Annotated in this window: 12 protein-coding genes and 1 pseudogene; 11 read left to right on the top strand and 2 right to left on the bottom strand. The window is 62.3% G+C overall.

What is annotated here, in order from left to right; translation table 11 throughout:
• Positions 1-125: 125 nt before the first annotated feature.
• On the top strand, positions 126-1,502 hold the full coding sequence (locus ACQHI0_RS04010) for a hypothetical protein (RefSeq protein ID WP_427906574.1): 1,377 nt from the start codon (positions 126-128) through the stop codon (positions 1,500-1,502).
• 26 nt (positions 1,503-1,528) lie between these two features.
• Here ACQHI0_RS04010 and ACQHI0_RS04015 read toward each other — a convergent pair whose 3' ends face one another.
• Together ACQHI0_RS04015 and ACQHI0_RS04020 are read right to left on the bottom strand one after the other, a co-directional pair.
• Positions 1,529-1,777, bottom strand: a complete 249-nt coding sequence (locus ACQHI0_RS04015) for a MoaD/ThiS family protein (protein ID WP_266299262.1) — start codon at positions 1,775-1,777, stop codon at positions 1,529-1,531.
• Positions 1,778-1,805: 28 nt separating this feature from the next.
• A complete protein-coding gene (locus ACQHI0_RS04020) occupies positions 1,806-2,903 on the bottom strand; it encodes a WD40/YVTN/BNR-like repeat-containing protein (protein ID WP_427906575.1) in 1,098 nt (365 codons plus the stop codon).
• A gap of 1,047 nt (positions 2,904-3,950) precedes the next feature.
• On the opposite strand from ACQHI0_RS04020, the pseudogene gntA reads away from it, so the two are divergent.
• The 10 genes and pseudogenes from gntA (at position 3,951) to brxL (ending at position 19,959) form a co-directional block, all read left to right on the top strand.
• Positions 3,951-4,642, top strand: a pseudogene (gene gntA / locus ACQHI0_RS04025) (guanitoxin biosynthesis heme-dependent pre-guanitoxin N-hydroxylase GntA).
• A gap of 143 nt (positions 4,643-4,785) precedes the next feature.
• The gene (locus ACQHI0_RS04030; protein ID WP_427906576.1) at positions 4,786-5,187 is read left to right on the top strand and encodes a hypothetical protein; all 402 of its coding nucleotides are present in this window, start codon (positions 4,786-4,788) and stop codon (positions 5,185-5,187) included.
• A gap of 125 nt (positions 5,188-5,312) precedes the next feature.
• Complete coding sequence (locus ACQHI0_RS04035; RefSeq protein ID WP_427906577.1) at positions 5,313-5,654, top strand: hypothetical protein; 342 nt, start codon at positions 5,313-5,315, stop codon at positions 5,652-5,654.
• 468 nt (positions 5,655-6,122) lie between these two features.
• Complete coding sequence (locus tag ACQHI0_RS04040) at positions 6,123-6,755, top strand: DUF1819 family protein (protein ID WP_427906578.1); 633 nt, start codon at positions 6,123-6,125, stop codon at positions 6,753-6,755.
• The gene (locus tag ACQHI0_RS04045) at positions 6,752-7,390 is read left to right on the top strand and encodes a DUF1788 domain-containing protein (RefSeq protein WP_427906579.1); all 639 of its coding nucleotides are present in this window, start codon (positions 6,752-6,754) and stop codon (positions 7,388-7,390) included. The genes ACQHI0_RS04040 and ACQHI0_RS04045 overlap by 4 nt, the downstream gene beginning before the upstream one ends.
• A gap of 2 nt (positions 7,391-7,392) precedes the next feature.
• On the top strand, positions 7,393-10,905 hold the full coding sequence (gene brxC, locus ACQHI0_RS04050; RefSeq protein ID WP_427906580.1) for a BREX system P-loop protein BrxC: 3,513 nt from the start codon (positions 7,393-7,395) through the stop codon (positions 10,903-10,905).
• A 38-nt stretch (positions 10,906-10,943) separates the two neighbouring features.
• Positions 10,944-14,483 (top strand): BREX-1 system adenine-specific DNA-methyltransferase PglX, encoded by a 3,540-nt coding sequence (gene pglX / locus ACQHI0_RS04055; protein ID WP_427906581.1) that lies wholly within the window; start codon positions 10,944-10,946, stop codon positions 14,481-14,483.
• Positions 14,476-15,315, top strand: a complete 840-nt coding sequence (rhuM, locus tag ACQHI0_RS04060; protein WP_427906582.1) for a RhuM family protein — start codon at positions 14,476-14,478, stop codon at positions 15,313-15,315. Before pglX ends, rhuM begins: the two co-directional genes overlap by 8 nt.
• On the top strand, positions 15,308-17,812 hold the full coding sequence (gene pglZ / locus ACQHI0_RS04065; RefSeq protein WP_427906583.1) for a BREX-1 system phosphatase PglZ type A: 2,505 nt from the start codon (positions 15,308-15,310) through the stop codon (positions 17,810-17,812). Before rhuM ends, pglZ begins: the two co-directional genes overlap by 8 nt.
• The gene (gene brxL / locus ACQHI0_RS04070; RefSeq protein ID WP_427906584.1) at positions 17,812-19,959 is read left to right on the top strand and encodes a BREX system Lon protease-like protein BrxL; all 2,148 of its coding nucleotides are present in this window, start codon (positions 17,812-17,814) and stop codon (positions 19,957-19,959) included. The genes pglZ and brxL overlap by 1 nt, the downstream gene beginning before the upstream one ends.
• The last annotated feature ends 1 nt before the right edge of the window (position 19,960 follow it).

Consider the following 19,960-nt stretch of genomic DNA (forward strand, 5'->3'; position numbering starts at 1 on the left):
GATCGGGCGGCCGACCCCGGAGAAGGTGTGGCCCGAATGCTCGGGGCAACGGTTTTGCCGGATTTCCCGGTTGTCCGCGCTCCCATAGCGTTTCACCCGGACGGCTTTCGACCGTAGGAGTGTGGATGGTTACAGGGGAGTTGGCTCAGCGGGAGCCCGAGGTCATGGACATCGAGCGGGAGGCAGTGGAGCGGTGGCATCCCGCGGTTCGGGTGCTGTTCCGGTTCGGGTTCGTTGTCGTCGGTGTCGGGATGGCGGGGGTGTGGCTGCTGCACGCGTTGCTGCGTACCTTCGGACTGCCGCAGGCGACGGTGACCGAGGTCGCCAAGTGGACGGCGCTGCATCCGCTCACCGACTGGGTCGGCGCCCAGGTCTTCGACGTGCCCATCGATTACGCGGTCACCGGCAGTGGAGATACGGCGGCGAAATGGGCGGCTGTTCTCACCCTGGTCCTGGTCGGCATACCGGTCACTGTCGCGTGGTCGGTGCTCGATCGCCGTCGCCCGAACTACGCGCGCCTGTATGAGTGGTTCCGATTGCTGCTGCGTATGTCCCTGGCCAGCGCGCTGTTTCTGTACGGGCTGATCAAGGTGTTGCCGACGCAGATGTCGTTCAACCTCGAGCGGTTGGTCGAACCGTTCGGGAACATGAGTCCGATGGCAGTGCTGTGGGCGCAGTCGTCGCTGTCTGAGCCGTACGAGATGGCTCTCGGTGCAGCGGAAGTTGTTGCGGCGCTGCTGCTTGTGCTGCCGCTGACCGCGGGGATAGGGTCTGTGCTCGCCGTTGTTGTCGCGCTGCAGGTGCTCCTGATGAATCTCAGCTTCGATGTGCCGGTGAAGCTGTTCGCTCTGCAATTGTTCTTGTACGCAACAGTTTTGGCCGCACCTGACATCGTCCGGCTCGTTCGGGCGCTACTCGGCCGCGCCGTCGAGTCGCGGAAGTCGACACCACTGCTGACTACACCGCGTGGCAACCGAATCCTGTTGGCGGCCCAGGTGTTGATGGGTATCTGGCTGCTCTGCGCCATGACCGTCGAGGCATACGACGGTTGGCACACCTACGGCAACGCACGGCCCAAGTCACCGCTCTACGGCATCTGGAACGTCACCGAGTACTCGGTCGCGGGCGAGCAGAAACCCGCACTGGTCGACTTTCGCGAATCGCCGACGACCAGCGCAATACCAAACCTCACCGAACGATTCCGTCGCATCATCTTCGATATCCCCCAGGGGATGACCGTGCAGCGGCTGGACGATTCACTTCTCTCCTTCCCCGCTCGAATCGACACCGACCAACACACCATCACGCTGTCGAAAGACACAGCACACCAATGGAAGCTCGCGACGTTCAGTTACGTTCAGCCGCAATCGGATCGGCTGATCCTGGAGGGCACGCTCGGCGGTCGGCCGGTGCGAATGCAGCTGGACCAGGTCGACCTCTCGCAGTACCCGGCTGTCTCGCGCGGGTTCCACTGGGTGCAGGCCACTCCCTATTACCGGTAGGTGCTGGACCCCAACGGAATACGTTGTCATCCGCCGGCGACCGATGGAATGATCATCACCTCGGTGCGCGCGTCGACAGCGGTGTCCTGACCGTCGAGCAGACGGCATTCGTCCCCGTCGATATAGAAATTCACGTACCGGCGCAATGCCCCGCGTTCGTCGCGGAGCCGACGCTCCAAACCTGGCGATCGTTCGCGCAGCGCATCGAGGACCTGCTGCAAGGTCGCACCGTCGACATCGAGTTCCTTGGCGCCGTCGACGTAAGTGCGGAGCATGGAGGGCAAGCACACGCGAGCCATCGCGTCACCCGATAACCGCGGCGCGCACGCACAGCACGTCCGGCAGCTTGTCGGCCACGAGCTGCCAATGATCGCCTTCGTCCGCGCTGCAATACACTTCGCCGTTGCGAGTGCCGAAATAGATGCCGGTCGGGTCGGCATTGTCGGCGCACATGGCATCGCGCATGACCGCCGCCCAGAACGGCACCTTCGGCAGTCCGTCGGCCAGCTGCGACCACGTCTCGCCGCCATCCTCGCTGCGATACACCGCGCAGGTGGCATCGGGCGGGAAGCGGAATCGATCCATATCCGCCACCAGCGGGAAGGTATAGATCACCCCTGGCCTACGCGGATGCGCCACGATCGGGAAGCCGAAATTGGACGGCGGCAACCCACCGTCGATCGATTGCCAGCTCACCCCCGCATCGGTACTGCGGAACACACCACCATGGTTCTGCAGATACATCGTGCTGGGCGACTCGGCATCAAGGGCAACCTTGTGCACACACTGCCCCCATTCCGGCAACTCACCAGGCATGAAATCCGCGGTGACCCCCTTGTTCGTCGGCGCCCACGACTCCCCGCCATCGGTAGTCTGATAAACCCCGCCGGTGGACATGGCCACCGCCATCCGCTGCGTATCGACCGGATGCGGCAGCACAGTGTGCAAAGCCAATCCGCCACCGCCCGGCTCCCACTGCGGCCGATGCGGATGCTCCCAAAGCCCCCTCACCAGCTCGAACGTCCGACCACGATCAGCCGACCGGAACAACGCCGACGGCTCGACCCCCGCGTACACCACATCCGGCTCAGCATCGGTAGCCGGCGCGATCTGCCAAACACCCTGCAACGCCGCCCCGGTGTCCTCCGGGAAGGCCAGCGGCGCGTCATCGGGCTCACTCCACGTCTCCCCGAGATCATCACTGACCACCAACGTGGGCCCGAAATGGCTGTTCAACACCCCCGCGAGCACCCGCGGCGTCGCTCCCCGGGTATCAATCGCCAACGCCTTCACATCAGCCACCGGAAACTGCGGCGCCGACACAGTCCAACTTGCCCGCCCGTCCTGGCTACGAGCGAGAAACAGCCCTTTACGTGTTCCGATCCCGAGCAGCACGTCCATCGCGAACCTCCGATTGGTCACAACGCCGACACGCGTGACACTACGCCGCACCACCGACAGCACCTGCGGACTTCACGGGGCATTCGCTATCGAGATGTGACCTCCTCCCGAACACGCGTCAGTGGAGGGCGCGCCGAGCGTCCGAGCTGCAGCCCGGGCATCGTTGACCGCGCTGTCGCCGGATCGTGCATCCTCGGAGTGCCACGGGGTCGAGACGGGGGATGGGGTCGTGAGGCAGAATGTCAAGGTGAGCGTTAGAAGTAGGACGAAGTTCGAGGTGGTGGGTGCTGTGTTGTTGACGGGTGTTGCGGTGCCTGCCTGCGGTTAGTTCGATGTCGGACCAGGAAACAGGACCAGGGTCCATGGGGGGACCCGGTGAGCATCGATTCGACGTGGTGGAGCGGCTGCGTCGGAAGTTGGCTGAGTCCAGGGCTGCGGAAGCGGGCGGTCCGCCAGCCGAGGACGGGCCCTCGAATGTGGTGCGGCTGCCGAGGCGGCCGCGCCGACGTCAGGCGGAGACCAGTACGGATCGGCGCGCGCCCTGGGTTCCGGATGGTGGCTACGATCCGGCGGCTACCCGTCCGGTGACGCGCGCGGAATTGCAGCGCGAATCAGGATCGTTTCCCGTCAACCCGGCGGTGCGGTCCGGGGTCGATGCTGCCGGCGGTGCCGAGCATGATGCGAGCCTTCTCGACTTCGACGCCTCGCGGCGCAAACGTGTCGGTGGGGATGGCCGGTCTCGGCGGATGGCGAGGCCGCGCAGGATCGGGTCTGCCGAGGGTGCGCCGGGCGATGACTCTGGTTCGTCGCGACCGGACGAACCCGGTCGCTGAGCCGTTTCGGAACGCGTGATCTGCGACACGGACGCTTGTCGCTTTCGGCCTTCGTGCGGGCAAACCTTTGTTAGCGACGGTTCGCTCGATTCGCGCATCCTCCTGGTCGGCTGAGAGGATCACCCGCGCAGCACAGTGGAGATGGCTGCTTTCGCCGAGCGGATCGAAGCTCACCCGTTCGGCCGGGGACGCGTGCTTGGAAGGAACACCGGCGTTGACGACAGAGGCGCGAGCTGAACTGGAGACTTTCCTGCTCGGCGACCGGTTCGCCTGTCTGGCGGGTCGCTCCGCCTGGCGTCAGGGCGGTATCACCCATTGCCACTACGACGTGATGGGCGGCGAGGAGTCAGCTCGGCTGATGGCCGCGGATCTCGCCGAGTTCGTCGGTAACGCGGACTGGAGTTCGCGCAAGTTCACTAGCTTTATCGCCACCTTCGAACGGCCCCGCGGTGTCGACGAGCTTCAGTTCGAAGAACTGCTGTGGCAGCATCTGCAACTATTGCACGAAGCGGACGCCGATCGCTTCGGCTGGGCGGCCGGTTGTTCATCCGATCCGCAATCCGGTGAGTTCAAGTACAGCGTGGCGGGCCATCCTTCTTCGTGATCGGCCTGCACGAGACTCACCGCCGGTTCGGCCGACGTCCTCCGTTCCCGATGTTGGCGTTCAACTCCCACGAACAATTCGCGCGGGTCAAAGCGGACGGCATGTGGGACCGCCTGGCGGACAAGATCCGCAAGCAGGACATCATCTTGCAGGGCGATATCAACCCGAACCTGATGGAGTACGAGACGTTGTCCGAAGCACGCCGTTACTCCGGGCGCCCCAAACCTGCCGATTGGCAGTGCCCGTTCTCTGCCCGCGCCGCGGCGGCCGAACACGAGCTCGCCGCTGCGCAGCGTCCGTGAACTGGTGTTCTGCGTGAGCGACAGGCCCTCGACCCAGGACTGATTCGGTCGAGCCGAGGGTGTCAGGTTGGTGTCAGGTCGCTGTCAGCGGGGTTGGCGAAAGTAGTGACATCACAAACACCAACCACTTCAAGGAGTTTCCGATGTCGAACACCATCACCCTCGCCGACCAGGACAAAGCAATCATCCGCACCGCGGCTTACGGCGCTGTCTCGCTGCTCGCCACCGTGTCGGCGAAGCCGCACAGGGTCGCCACGGCCGGTTCGCTCGCCCTCAACTCGGCCACCGGTCTGGTCGGGCACGTGCTGTCGGCCAAGTCGAAAGACATTGTGCTGAACGGCAAGACCACCGCCGCGCTGGCCGATCAGGTCCTGCCTGCTCTGACCGAAGCCATGGCGATGCTGAACGCGCAGAGCTCGGCCGAGGCCGACAATTTCCGTCAGACGGTCCAGGTGGCGCTGGAGGCGGGCTGGGTCCCGGTTCAGCCGGCGCCGGCGATGGCGGCGATGATGCACAAGATCAACGCGGCGCTCGGCGCGGCGTGATCGACTGAATTCTGTCCGGATGCCCACCCGTATTTCGATGCGCGGTGGGCATCCGCATGTCGGTCGCCCGGGCTCGACTGTCGCCCCTGTTGACGGCGAAAGAGCTTGGGCACCATGATGACCCGATGAGAACTGCACGCTTGGCTGTCACCGTCTCGGCATGGTGCGTGGTCGGGATCGTGGCCGGGGGCTGCTCTTCGGGCGAGGGCGACTCCACCGCCGCACCCGCGCCGACAACCACCGCCCAACCCACCACGACCCGTGCCCCCGCACCCATCGGCGATCCGCTGAAGGTGACGTGCGGTCAATACACGGAGTTGGACAAGGCTTCCCAGCTCGCCGTCGTCAAAGCCATCTACAGCGACGAACCGTCGAAAAATGACGACCGTGTTTCGATGGTCGACCTGATGTGCTCGTCGAGCTTCGTGCGCGACAAGCCCGTCAAGGATGCGATGCCACATCAATAGACACTGTCCGCGGTCGACGTAGGTGGGTGCCCGCGAATGAGCGGGCGTGGGTCCAGGCTTTGGCGGTGTCCTGGGGATTGGGGATACGTCAGCCAGCCAACCCATCCGGCGTGCTGGCCGTCGGCGTGAACAACGTTGGCGTGTAGCCAGTCTGGTTGCAGGCAAGGTATCCCGCGTTGTGTTTCCCCTGCGACCTCGCGAGTATGCGTGATGTCCGGGCGAAGCGTGGGTAGTGATTGCGCTGATAACGGAGACTGCCAGCAGCATCAGGTCGCGATCCCGCGGCTGCAGTGGAGGGGGATTGACGATCTGGGATGCTGGAACGGGGCGACGCACCCCATCATGAGAGAGAGGGAGGATCAACGACATGGCATGACGTCTACCGGCGACCAGAACTGTCGTACGCTCCCGATAGTCTTATTGCGCCCCCAGAAAGCCGGAGACCAGGAAAGGGAGGCCTTGCGCCACGTGACTGACGAAACGCAATCGCGCTTCGCATTGTCGTTCACCAGTGGCGGTCTCCTGGCGCGTGAAGGGGAGGCTGTCGCGGCGATGTACCTCGACTCTCGCGACTGGCAGGCCACCCGTGCCCGGGTTGTCGACCGCAACTTACTGCAGGCTCGCACAATCTCATCCCTCATCCGGCTCGCCCGCGAGACCGTTCAGCGACTTTCGGCGCTCGATGACGATGAGATCGAATTACTCGTCGACGGTAGCCCGACGGAGCAGCGCCACCTGATGTGGGCCGCAGCCTGTCGCCGCTACGCATTGATCGGTGATTTCGCTGAGGATGTGCTGCGTGAGCGCTTCCTGCTGATGAGGCCGAGCCTAGGCGCCGACGACTTCGACCGGTTCATCACCGGCAAGAGCTTGTGGCATCCCGAACTCGACGGTTTGAAGTCATCCACGCGACAGAAGCTTCGGCAGACCTTGTTCCGGATGCTCGGGGAGGCAGGTCTGCTTACTGATACAGGCGACATCGTTCCCGCCGTAATCTCCGATCGCGTCGCCGAGATGTTGGCCCGTCGCACGCCCAGCGACCTTCGGTTCTTCCCGACAACCACACCATTCACCTCCTCAGGCAATCAGGTGCAGCGATGAGAACAGCCCAGCGAAACCTCGCTCAGGAGGAGAAGCACGTCTACGACGTGCTGCGTAGCGACCGGTTCTTGAAGATGGAGGGCCTCTCCAAGGACGTCCCCTTTTTTATCTACCCCTTTCCGCCGACCTGGACCGAAGATGTCGATGATGTGCGTGACCGGGTGACCACGAAGCTGCACAGTGACGACGGTATCGGCGTGGTCGACATCAACCTCTACGACCTCGCCGTCGAACTCCTCACCGAACGTGGTGTCTGGGACCGCGTGCTCCAGGCGGAGCCGACGATGGACAAGACCGAGTTCCGCGAGATGCTCCAAGGCATGCTCGATCCGTACGATCACCTCGCCCCGGCGATCCGCGCTCGGCTCGATGCTGTACCAGGAAGTAACACCAACACCACCGCGCCCAACCGAACCGTGGTCTTCCTCACCGGTATCGGTGAGGTGTTTCCGTTCATCCGTACGCACACGGTGCTCGAGAACCTACAGAGCGTGGTGGTGGCCCACCCGTTGCTGGCTTGGTTTCCGGGGACCTATGAGTTCACCCCATCGGCCGGACACCAGCTCCGTGCGCTGAATCTCGGCGCGAGCGACAGCTACTACCGGGCCAAGGACATTCTGGAGCAAGAGCCATGAGCATGACCACGATCAATGAGATCTTCGCCAAGCCGATCGACCGTTCGATCGAGGGTGTCATCAAGGCCGACGAAACGTCACACCTAGTGACCGAGGTAGAGGAATACGTCCTCACCAACGAGGCCGCCAAAGGCGTCGAGCAGGCACTGGAGGCGTACACGAACTACACCAACGCCAACGGTGTGTGGCTGTCGGGCTTCTTCGGCTCCGGTAAGTCGCACTTGTTGAAGATGCTCGCCCATCTGCTCGGGGACATCGACGGCCACGACCTCCCCCGTGCCACCGTCTGCGCACAGTTTCGGGCGAAAGCCGACGGCGAGTTCCTCCCGGCGTTGATCGACAAGGCCGAGCGGATCGAAGCCAAGAGCCTGCTGTTCAACATCGACCAGAAGGCCACCCTGATCTCGAAGGACCAGAAGGACGCCCTGCTCAAGGTGTTCGTGAAGATCTTCGATGAGTCCCGCGGCTACTACGGCAACCAAGGCCATATCGCCCGGTTCGAGCGCGACCTCGACTCCCGGGACCAGTACGCCGCCTTCAAGGAATCCTTCGGGCGGATCGCGGGAATCCCGTGGACCCAGGGCCGAGAACAGTCCGCTCTCGAAGCGGGCAACATCGACAAGGCTTTCGCGGAGGTCAACGGCTCCGAGAGCCCCGGCATCATCCGCCAGTACAGCAACAACCATTCGGTCTCGATCGAAGACTTCGCCGACGAGGTCGCGACGTGGCTCAACCGGCAGCCCGCTGGCTACCGGTTGAATTTCTTCGTCGATGAGGTCGGCCAGTTCATCGGCACCAATACCCAGCTCATGCTGAACCTACAAACCATCGCGGAATCGCTGGCCACCAAATGCCAAGGGCGGGCGTGGGTCTTCGTGACTTCCCAGGAGGATATGGAGAAGGTCGGCGGCGACCGCACCAAACAGCAGGCGAGCGACTTCTCAAAGATCCAGGCGCGCTTTAAGAATCGTCTCAAACTCACCAGCCAGGACGTCGAAGAAGTCATTCGCAAGCGCCTCCTGGCCAAAACTGACGATGCGAGCACCGACATCAAGGCGATCTACGACGCGGAGCATGCGAATTTCAAGACCCTGTTCGACTTCGTCGAGGGCCGCCACTATTCGAACTACCGCGACGAGCAGCACTTCGTCGGAACGTACCCGTTCGTCGGTTACCAATTCCCGCTGTTCCAGGCCGCGATAGAGTCGATCAGTGACCACAACATCTTCGAGGGCCGCAACAGCTCGGTCGGTGAGCGTTCCATGCTCGGCGTTGTCCAAGAAGTCGCTACCCGCCTCGCTGACCGCCCGCTCGGCACTCTCGCGTCCTTCGACCAAATGTTCGAGGGCATCCGGAGATCGCTGAAGTCGGCCAACCAGCGTGCGGTCATCAACGCTGAGAACGCCTGCGCCAGCGGCAAGCTCAGCTCACTCGCCGTGCGGCTGCTCAAAGCACTGTTCCTGGTGAAGTACGTCGAAAGCTTCAGGGCCACACCCCGCAATCTCACGGTGTTGGTCTACGACCGCTTCGGCGTCGATCTGACCCAGCTCGGCAAAGATGTGGTCGAGGCGTTGAACACGCTGGAGGCGCAGACCTACATTCAGCGCAACGGCGACCTCTACGACTACCTGACCAACGAGGAGCAGAAGATCGAGCAGGAGATCAAGGACGTCGACATCGACAGTTCCGAGGTCTCCGCGAAACTCAACAAGCTGCTCGCCGAGTCGGTGGTGAAGGCCACGAAAGTCAGTACCAAGAACGGCCAGAACTTCGCGTTCGGTTACAAGCTCGACGGTGTGCCGTACGGCAAGCAGTACGAGTTGTCGCTGCACTTCATCAGCCCGGAGACCGATTTCAGTCTGGAGCAGATCCAGTCGCAAAGCTCGGGGCTCGACGAACTTCGCGTCGCGCTCCCCGTGGAGGCGAACCGGATCCTCGCCGACCTGCGTCTGCTGCTGAAGACGGAGAAGTACGTCAAGCGTGCGCAGGGGTCGAGCCGCACCCCGGTCGAAACCCGGATTCTCGGTGAGAAGGGTTCCCAGAACGCCGAGCGGGAGAAGGAGATCGTCGAACGTCTCCGGACAGCGGCCGGGGCGTCGACACTGATCCACAACGCCGGAATCCTCGAGGTGACCGCCACGGATGCGCAGAATCGCATCAACGACGGCTTCGGCAAGGTGATCGCCGCCACCTATACCAACCTCGGCATGCTCGGCGGTAAGACCTTCAGCGAGCAGAGCCTGGGCGGACTGGTGAGCCCGGCCGACGGCCTGGTCGCCGAGACCGGTGGCGTCCTCGATGTCCCGGCCGGCGATCTGCTCGGACATCTGGTGATGCGCGGCAAGCGGCACGAGATGGTCACGATGAAGCAACTCCTCGCGCGGTACACGGCCAAGCCCTACGGCTGGGACCAGTGGTCCGTCGCCGCCGTGGTCGCCTATCTCGCTGGCCAGACCAAGATCGAGATGCAGATCGACGGTAAGACGCTGGCGCGGACGGAGATCGTCGGCGTGCTGCGTAATACCCAGCGCTATCCGAATCTGATTGTCGCGCCGCAGCGGGTCTACGACCAGAAGGTCGTGAACCTGTTCCGCAAGTTCGTCATAGAGTTCACCGACGACGGCGCGATCACCAAGGATGCCGCCGAACTCGGCCGGGTCGGCAAGGACCATCTCGAAGCGCGACTCGCAGAGTTGAAAGCACTGCGTTCCGGCGCCGCTGCTACCTACCCTTTCATCGACCAGCTCGACGAGCCGATCAGACTCCTGACCGAGCTGTGCGCCAATCCGCCGGCGTGGTTCGTCGAGCATTTCGCCGGTGCCGACGATCTGCTCGACGCCAAGGACAACGCGATCGATCCGATCAAGGCGTTCCTCAACGGCAACCAGCGCGACATCTACGACCGCGCCCGTGAATTCATGCAGGCCAACAGCACCAACATCAGCTACCTGCCTGCCGGAGTCGCCGATGGGATCGAGACAGCGCTCGAGGACGCCCAGATCTTCCGTGGCAGTAAGACCACACAACTCGGCAGCGCGGTCACGGCATTGCGCGAACAGCTCGACGGTGTACTCACCAAGGAACGCGGCGCGGCCACAACGGAAATCGACGAGTACTGGAATCTGGTGCCGGGCAGCGCGGCGTTCGCTGCGGCGACGGAGGCAGCTCGTAGCTCGGTGACCCGCCAGACCGAGCAGCTGCGGACCCGGATACGACAAGAGATCCAGATCCCGACGATCCGGCACCTCACCGAACAGTTCACGGACACGATCTACCCGGCGATTCTCGACGAGCTCGAAGCCGCGAAGGCTCCGACACCGAAAAAACCCGTCGATGGCGAATCGACGGTTGTGCCGGTGCCGCCGCCAGCGAAGCAGAGCATCTCGATCAAGAAGATTCAAATGCCAGGAGCCGGTGGGGTTTTGGAGACAGCGGAGCAGGTCGACGCCTACCTCGCTGAGCTGCGCGCGACGCTGCTCGCGACGATCAAGGACAACAAGCGCATCACGCTCTAGTGCCCACGCCCTCGCGGGCACGAGTTCAAGGACGCAGCATGGACACCAAACCGTTGGAGAGCTTCGCGAAGTCCGCCCGGCGCGAACTGATCGTCGCCGTCGAGGCGCGCCTGTCGGCGGTGCTCGGCTCAGGATCCCTCGCGCGTAGCGAGAGCACCGAGACGGTGCGCCTGCTCGAGTCGGCGATCGCCGACCACGGTCGCAAGCACGTGATCGACAAGGTCGCCTACACCTGGTTCAACCGGCTCATCGCGCTGCGCTTCATGGACGCCCACGGCTACACCAACGCCGGGGTCGTCTCGCCGGCCCACGGCCAGGCACACGGCCAGTCGGAGATCCTGGCCGACGCGAAGCGCGGCGACCTCGACACCGAGGTTGTCGCCAATCCTCGCGTCCACGACGCGATCACCGGTCTGCTCGACGGCAGCCGCCGTAGCACCGATGCCGAGGGTGAGGCTTATGCGCTGCTGCTGACCGCGTACTGCCGCTATTGGCACAAGACGATGCCGTTCATGTTCGAGGCCGAGGGCGCCTACACCGAACTGCTGGTGCCCGCAGGACTGCTCGCGGATGGGGCTTTGTTGTCGCGGGCCCGAGAGGTGCTTACCGAAAAGGTCTGTGACGACGTCGAAGTGATCGGCTGGCTTTACCAGTTCTACATCTCGGAACGCAAAGACGAGGTCTTCGCCGGGTTCAGCAAGAACAAGAAGGCCGGTGCCGACGAGATCCCCGCCGCTACCCAACTTTTCACTCCGCACTGGATCGTGAGCTACCTTCTCGAGAACTCGCTGGGGCGTTTGTGGATGCTCAACCGCCCGAAATCCCGTCTGATCGAGCGGATGGACTACTACATCGCGCCGGTGGACGAAGAGAGCGACTTCCTGAAGATTTCGGGGCCGGAGGAGTTGACGGTGATCGACCCTGCGTGCGGGTCGGGCCACATGCTCACCTATGCCTTCGATCTGCTGTATGAGATCTATGACGAGGAGGGCTACGCGCCGTCCGAGATCCCGAGCCTGATCCTCACCCATAACCTCCACGGCACCGAGATCGACCCTCGCGCCGGAGCGCTCGCCGCGTTCGCGCTCACGATGAAGGCGCGGGCGAAAGACCGCCGATTCCTCACTCGTTCGGGAGTTCCGCCACAGGTCTGCGTGATCGAGCCGATTTCCTTCACGCCCGATGAGCTGGATCTGCTCATCACGAAGGATGGGGACCGGGATGCCGAAGCGGCGTTCTGGAATCAGTTCCGCGACGCGGACATATTGGGTTCGCTGATCCGACCGGACGCAGATGTGACCGCGCAGGCGGCTGCGGCCTTGGCACGCCTGAAAGACCAGGAAGCGACGTTCTATTACGACACCTTGGTCCGCGCGCGCAAGGCCGTTTCTCAGGCGCAGATGTTGAGCCGCGAGTACTCGGTGGTCACTGCCAACCCGCCGTACATGGGCAGCAAGAACATGGATGCGCGGCTTGCCGAATTCGCCAAGTCCGAGTTCAAGGATGCGAAGTCGGACCTCTTCGCGATGTTCATCCAGCGATGCCTGGCGCTGACAGTTTCCCACGGTGCCACTGCCATGATCACGATGCAGTCGTGGATGTTCATCTCCTCCTACGAAGTGCTACGTAAGAAGATCGTTCGTCTCAGCCCGCCGGTATCGATGGCCCATCTCGGTGAACGAGCCTTCGATTCGATCGGCGGCTCTGTCGTGTCAACGACCGCCTTTGTGCTCGAACCGGGGCGAGATACCTCTCGCCCCGCAGGATTTGTCCGTGTCGTTGATGGAGAGAACGAAGCTGCGAAACGCACCGCTTTGCTAGACGCCGCACAGCGAACCGAGTGCGAGTGGCGGTTTATGGCCTCATCTGAGGACTTCGCAAAGGTGCCTGGGGCGCCGATCGCATACTGGCTCTCGGACGCCGTGCGTGCCGCCTTTACGCGTGGTCTTCCGCTGAAAAGTCAGGTCGAGCTTAGAGAAGGCCTGACGACCGGCGATAATGCACGGCATCTTAGGTCCTGGTGGGAAGTTTCTATGTCTCGTTCTGAATTTACATGCGCTAGCCGTAGTGAGGCACGCGAACGGGGCGGGCGCTGGTTTCCGCACAAGAAAGGCGGAGAGTTCAGGCGGTGGTACGGAAACCAGCAGTTCGTAATCAACTGGGCTCAAGATGGTGCTGAGATAAAGTCCGAGGTAATTGAGCAGTATGGCGGTTCATACACGAAGTCAATCCGCAGTGAAGACCGGTACTTTAAGTCTTCACTTTCATGGGGGCGAGTAACCTCCGGTGAGTTTTCAATTCGTTGGTATCCGGAGGGGCAATTATTTGACTCAACCGCACCATCGCTGTTCGCTCCGGAATCTGACATGATTCAGTTGCTGTCACTTATGAATAGCTCTGCCCTCCGAGTGGTCCTAGCGGCAACCAGTCCCACTTTGGACTTTCGGCTTGCGGCTGTAGGAAATATGCCAACCCCAAAATTGCGGTCCTCCTTGAATGTGCAAGCCGTGAGCGATGCTTTGGTCGCATCAAAAGGTGATTGGGATAGTTTCGAGACATCGTGGGATTTCACCAGCAATCCGCTTGTGCCCCTAAGATCGGCGAACCTTGTGGATGCAGTTGACGCCTACTCGGCCGAGTCGATGGTTCTTGCCAAACGCCAGCAGGAGTGCGAGGTTGAGAATAATCGCGTCGTCGCGGAAGCATACGGCTTGATCGGTGAGGTGCCGACCGATGTGCCGCTGCATCGGGTCTCGTTAACGCGTAACGTCGAGTTCAGATACGGACCTGGCAAAACAGCTGCCGAGTATGAGGCTCTGGAGCGAGCGGATCTCGCCGCAGAGTTGATTTCCTACGCGCTAGGCTGCATGTTCGGCCGCTACAGTCTTGATGAGCCGGGCCTGATCCTCGCCGATCAGGGCGCAACGCGCCAAGACTATCTCGCGAAGGTTGCGGCAGGCTCAGCCAGTGAAGTCAGGTATATGCCGGATGCCGACAACGTCATTCCCTTCGTAGATGACGGTTGGTTCGAAGATGACGTTGTCGAACAATTCCGGCAGTTCCTGAAGGTTGCGTTCGGTGCGGAGCACTTCGAGGAGAGCCTGCGGTTCGTGGAGGAATCGTTGGGCGTGAAGACGTTGCGCGATTACTTCATCACCAAGGCAGGCAAGTCGAAGTTCTACGACGATCATGTGAAGCGCTACAAGAAGCGCCCCATCTACTGGATGTTCTCCAGCCCCAATGGCTCGTTCAACGCGCTGATCTACCTGCACAGGTACACCCCGTCAACGGTTTCGACCGTCCTCAATGAGTATCTGCGCGAGTACGAGAACAAGCTGCGCAAGGCACTCGAGCGTGCCGAAGCGGCGGCTGCCGGTGGGGCATCGGCGAAGGATCAGAAGGAAGCCGATCGGCTGCGCAAGGTGCTCGCCGAGCTGCGCGACTACGAACACGACGTGCTCTATCCCCTTGCCACACAGCGGGTCGAGATCGATCTCGACGACGGCGTCAAGGTGAACTACCCGAAGTTCTACCCGGCAGTGCGCAAGATCGTCGGCTTGGAGGCGAGCGATGAGTGATGGCGAGATCATCCTCTATCAGTCCGGTGATGGCGCGCGGGTGCAGCTGCGCGCATCCGGTGGCACCGTGTGGCTCACCCAGGCGCAGATCGCCGAGCTGTACGACTCCTCACTCCAGAACGTGCAGCAGATCATCGCGCGCGTATTGGCTGATGGCGAGGTGAGCGAGGCAACAATCAACTCTGAGTTGATTGTTCGCACCGAGGGGACCCGGCCGGTACGCCGCGAGGTGAAGGTGTACAACCTCGACATGGTGCTCGCCGTCGGTTACCGCTCCACGTCACCGCGCGCCGTGCAGTTCCGTCAGTGGGCAACCAGCGTGCTGCGCGAGTATCTCGTCAAGGGCTTCGCTATGGACGACGCCAAGCTGAAGGCCGCTGACGGGTGGGACTACTTCGACGAGTGGTTGGAGCGCATCCGCTCCATCCGGGCCACGACGCCCGACATGGGCCTCACCACCTGGGCAGGCACCGTAGTACGCAAGGGCGACGTCGTCACCGCGAAGAACTATCTCGCCAGCGCGGAGATCAGCGAACTCGACCGCATCGTGACCATGTATCTCGACTATGCCGAAGACCAGGCCGAGCGGCGCACCGCCATGACGATGGCTGATTGGGCGAACAAGCTCGACGCCTTCCTCGCCTTCAACGATCGCGAACTACTCACCCACGCAGGCACTGTGCGAGCGGAGGTGGCTCGCGCACTCGCTGAAAACCGCTACGCAGATTTCGATGCGGCTCGACAACACCAGGCGGCATTGGAGGCCGACATGGCCGACCTCGCGGCACTGCGCGAGCTGGAAGCGAAAACTGAAGGGTCGCAGCATGAGTAGGAGTCCCGCGATCGCCGACCATCTAGTGGCCCGTTTCGAATCACGGCGCATCGTGGTGTGGCACGACGTCGATGGCGATTACGCGGCAGACCTCGACGCACACGCACCGAACGGGGTGACGGTGCTGCGTGTCGCCGACGACGAGTTCGCTATCAAGCATCGTGTGCTGCGCGCGGAACCGACAGCCAAATTCTTGATCTATCGCTGCGGGCGTGTGCCCGAAGGCGTCGGGAACTGGCTGCTCGACGTCGAGCTGGCCTACGGTCCGGTGTTCACCGCCGACCGGGTCGCGTTGATGCGCGTTGACCTCGGGCTGACAGCACCCGGTTCCGACGAGTTGATCGCCCAGCATCCGCTGTTCTTCAACGACGCGAAGCTGGTGGCGAAGCTCACCGCGCTGCCATTGCTCGGCGATGACTTGACGGTGGTGCGGGCGCAGATGTGTGCGGTACTGCTGACCCAGAAAGAGCACAGCTTCTCCGAACTGACCCGCACACTGCTCATGCGCCACGCCGACGACGATTCCGCTGGGTTCGACGCGCTCGCCACCCACGGGCTCGCGGACTTCTACTGGGCAGGAGCCGCTGGCATCTACGGGTACGTGTCACCGGCGCCGACGGTGGCGGGTTTCGTGCTGTGGATGTTCCAGCGCGCCGTTGACAAATTCGGGGTCACCGAGTCGAACAAGGCGCGCAACCTCGCCCTCGACTTCCGCGGCTTCCGCGACTCCAAGCGCAGCAGTGCAGCGATGAAGTCGCTGGCCCGTACCGTTGAGGGCAACCTCGACTACGCCGACCACGTCAGTGAGATCGCGTGGGAGACGCTGAAGGTCACTGACGTGTTCGATGCCAGCGAGCGTGAAGTGATCCGGCGGCTGGTCGAGGGGATCAGCACGCAGACTATGCCGTACCGCGAAATCGACGATGCGATCAGCGCCCGGCGGCGCGACAGCTTCTGGTTCGACGACTACGCAACCCTGTATGAGGGGCTCAGCGCCGCAGCCGAATTGCTTCCGGCGATCCGAAACGCCAGTTACCAGATCTCCAGCTTCGGCGAGGGACTGACACGGTATCGCGACGAGTGGTTCCGCATCGACCAGCGCTATCGACAGTTCACTCAGGCGTATCTGACCGCCGAGTTCAAGCAGCCGATCGAGGTTTTGGCAGATTTGGTTGAGAAGGCGTATGTCACCGATTTCCTCGCCCCGCTAGGGGTGGCGTGGCAGCAGCAGGTCGATGCTGTCACCCAGTGGCGCACCCTCGGCATGACCTCCCAATCTTCGTTCTACGACCACTACGTCGCGCCGATTCTCAAGGGTCGTAAGAAGGCCGTTGTGATCGTCTCCGATGCGCTCCGGTACGAGGTCGCCGACGAACTGAGCAGCAAGATTCGCGGCGAGAATAAATTCTCCGCCGCCATTGACGCCATGCTCGGGGTGCTGCCGTCCTACACCCAACTCGGGATGGCAGCATTGCTTCCGCACACAACGCTGGCGCATTCCGAGGGTGGTGATCCGGTACTGGTCGACGGACAGCGGTCCGACGGCACCACGAACCGCGACAAGATTCTCAATTCTGTCGGCGGTGCGGCGATCCAGGCCAAGGACTTCGTCGAGATGAAGCCGGCCGATCGTCGTGACTTGTATTCGTCGAATCAGGTGGTGTACGTCTACCACGACACGATCGATGCGACAGGTGACAAGGCGGTCTCCGAGCACCGAGCATTCACGGCGGCAGCGGACGCGGTTCGCGAGTTGATCGACATCGTCAAGAAGCTCGCGAGTGCGAACGCTACGAACATCATCGTCACCGCCGATCACGGGTTCCTCTATCAGCGTTCCAAGCTGGCTGCGCAGTTCAACCTGACGGTGAAACCGCAGGGTGAGCAGATCGTGAAGTCGACAAGGCGCTACGTGCTCGGGCGAGGGTTCAAGAAGGACTCCGCGTTCACGACCTTCCAGCCGGACCAGGTTGGACTGTCGAGTGAGCTGGAAATGCAGATTCCGAACTCGATCCAGCGAATCGTGCAGCCTGGAGCCGGATTCCAGTTCGTCCACGGGGGTGCTTCGTTGCAGGAGATCGTGGTGCCGGTGATCCAGATCAACAAACGTCGCAGCGATACCGTGACACCGGTGAACGTCGACGTCCATCCCGAGTCGGATCGGATCACGACCGGGCAGGTCGTCGTCAAGCTGTATCAATCGACCAAGGTGGAGCCGCACAAGCCTGCGCGGCGATTGCGCGTCGGCCTCTACTTCGGCGACACGCTCATCTCGGACGAGAAGGAGATGACCTTCGACTCGAGTAGCGATGCTGGACGCGACCGGTTCCAGAGCGTGACACTGCTGCTCAGTAAAGATGCGGACGAGGCCAATAACCACAGCGTCGAATTCCGGCTCTCCGAGCCGATCGAAGGCACGGACCAGTGGAAGAAATACAAGAGCGCGCCGTACACGATCAAACGGGCCTTCGCCGGTGACGACGGATGGGATTTCTGATGAGCGACCACATCGACCTGACCGAAGCGGCCCTCGACGAGCAGGCGCTCGACGACGATCCCGCGGACGCTGTCACCGAGCCGACGGCGCTGGATCGCAAGATCAACGCGCACTTCCCCGGAGCGGTCGTACGCAAGGACCTCGTCAAGGCCGTCAAAGGCAATGCGATCGTCCCGTCCTACGTGCTGGAGTATTTGCTCGGGCAGTTCGCCGCGACCGACGACGAGGCGACGATCCAGGAGGGCATCGAGAAGGTGCGCCGGATCCTCGCTGAGCACTACGTGCACCGCAACGAGTCGGAGCTGGTGAAGTCGAAGATCCGTGAGAAGGGCCGCTTCCGGATCATCGACCGGGTCAGTGTGACGCTCAACGAGAAGGACGACGTCTATCAGGCGTCGTTCGCGAACCTCGGCATCAGCGGGGTGGTCGTGGACCCGAGCACGGTGAACGCGAACCAGAAACTGCTGGTGGGAGGAGTGTGGTGCCTGTGCGACATCGAATACTTCCACAGCGACGACGCCCGCCTGGTGCCCTGGATTCTGGGTCGATTGCAGCCGATCCAGATGTCGAGTTTCGACTATGCCGGTTACCTCGCCGCTCGCGCCGAGTTCACCACGGATGAGTGGATCGAGCTGCTGATCCAGTCGATCGGCTTCAACCCCGAGATGTTCGGGCGACGTGCGAAGATGCTGCAGTTGATCCGGCTGATCCCGTTTGTTGAACGTAACTACAACCTCGTCGAACTGGGCCCGAAGGGTACTGGTAAATCGCACATCTACTCCGAGTTCTCGCCCCACGGCATGCTGATCTCCGGCGGCGAGATCACCGTGCCGAAACTGTTCGTGAACAATGCCAACGGCAAGATCGGCCTGCTCGGCTATTGGGACGTCGTCGCGTTCGACGAGTTCGCGGGCAAGAAGAAGCGCGCCGACAAAGCGCTGGTTGACATCATGAAGAACTACATGGCGAACAAGTCGTTCTCCCGTGGTGTCGAGACTCTGGGCGCGGAGGCGTCGATGGTATTCGTCGGCAACACCTCGCACACAGTGCCATACATGCTCAAGCACTCAGACCTCTTCGACGAGCTCCCCGAGAGCTATCACGACTCGGCCTACCTCGACCGGCTGCACTTCTACATTCCCGGCTGGGAGATCGACACGATCCGCAGCGAGATGTTCTGCGGCGGTTACGGCTTTGTCGTCGACTACATCGCCGAAGTTCTCAAGTCGATGCGCGACCTCGACTACTCCGACCGCTACCAGCGGTACTTCACCCTCGGCTCGGACATCTCCACCCGTGACCGTGACGGCATCCACAAGACCTTCTCCGGTCTGATGAAGCTGCTCTACCCGCATGAGCAGGCCACCGCCGAGGAGATCGAGGAGATTCTGCACTTCGCGGTCGAGGGCCGCAAGCGCGTCAAGGATCAGATCCTGCGGATAGACGACACCATGGCTGCGGTGAAGTTCGGGTACAAGCCGCTCGCGGGAGAATGGACGGCGGTCACCACCCTGGAGGAGGACGAGTACCCCCGGCACTATCACCGAGGCGGCCCCGACGCGGTGGACGATGGTGGGGATCTCACCGATCCGATTGGCCGCGCACCAGGCGCGGTTGGCGCGGAGGCAGTGGCCCTGCCCGGCGCGATCACAGCGGAGTTATTCCAGGGTCAGCGCGACTTCGTCGAGAATCAACGCGGCCTCTCCTATGAGTCTCTGCTCATGCCGTACCTGCGTGGCGCGTCCGAGATCGAGCTGCACGACCCGTACATCCGAATGAGCCACCAGGGCCGCAACCTCGTCGAGTTGCTTGCCTTGATAGCCTCGGCCAAAGACCCGGCCGATGAGGTGAAATTCAAACTGTTCACTGTGCTCGAAGCCGCCCCGGAGTACCAGAAGAAGCAGTTGCAGATGCTCAATCAGATCATGGAGGGATCTGCCAAACAGGGCATCGAGATGGAGGTGGCCAAAGATCCCGGCGGGCACGATCGCTGGATCCGTACAGACAACGGATGGCGTATCAACCTCGGCCGTGGCCTCGACATCTTTCAGAAGCAAGACGGCGGCTGGCTCGAATTCGGAAGTACCCGCCAGGAGTTCCGCCAAGTCAGGGCATTCGGAGTGACGTACATTCGAGAAGTGAAGTGAC

This window comes from Nocardia sp. FBN12, assembly GCF_050320175.1.
Classification (GTDB): domain Bacteria; phylum Actinomycetota; class Actinomycetes; order Mycobacteriales; family Mycobacteriaceae; genus Nocardia.

Coding starts and splice junctions, on each gene's coding strand:
- ACQHI0_RS04010 (WP_427906574.1), top strand. CDS start 126: ATGGTTACAGGGGAGTTGGCTCAGCGGGAGCCCGAGGTCATGGACATC.
- ACQHI0_RS04015 (WP_266299262.1), bottom strand. CDS start 1,777: ATGCTCCGCACTTACGTCGACGGCGCCAAGGAACTCGATGTCGACGGT.
- ACQHI0_RS04020 (WP_427906575.1), bottom strand. CDS start 2,903: ATGGACGTGCTGCTCGGGATCGGAACACGTAAAGGGCTGTTTCTCGCT.
- ACQHI0_RS04030 (WP_427906576.1), top strand. CDS start 4,786: ATGTCGAACACCATCACCCTCGCCGACCAGGACAAAGCAATCATCCGC.
- ACQHI0_RS04035 (WP_427906577.1), top strand. CDS start 5,313: ATGAGAACTGCACGCTTGGCTGTCACCGTCTCGGCATGGTGCGTGGTC.
- ACQHI0_RS04045 (WP_427906579.1), top strand. CDS start 6,752: ATGAGAACAGCCCAGCGAAACCTCGCTCAGGAGGAGAAGCACGTCTAC.
- brxC (WP_427906580.1), top strand. CDS start 7,393: ATGACCACGATCAATGAGATCTTCGCCAAGCCGATCGACCGTTCGATC.
- pglX (WP_427906581.1), top strand. CDS start 10,944: ATGGACACCAAACCGTTGGAGAGCTTCGCGAAGTCCGCCCGGCGCGAA.
- rhuM (WP_427906582.1), top strand. CDS start 14,476: ATGAGTGATGGCGAGATCATCCTCTATCAGTCCGGTGATGGCGCGCGG.
- pglZ (WP_427906583.1), top strand. CDS start 15,308: ATGAGTAGGAGTCCCGCGATCGCCGACCATCTAGTGGCCCGTTTCGAA.
- brxL (WP_427906584.1), top strand. CDS start 17,812: ATGAGCGACCACATCGACCTGACCGAAGCGGCCCTCGACGAGCAGGCG.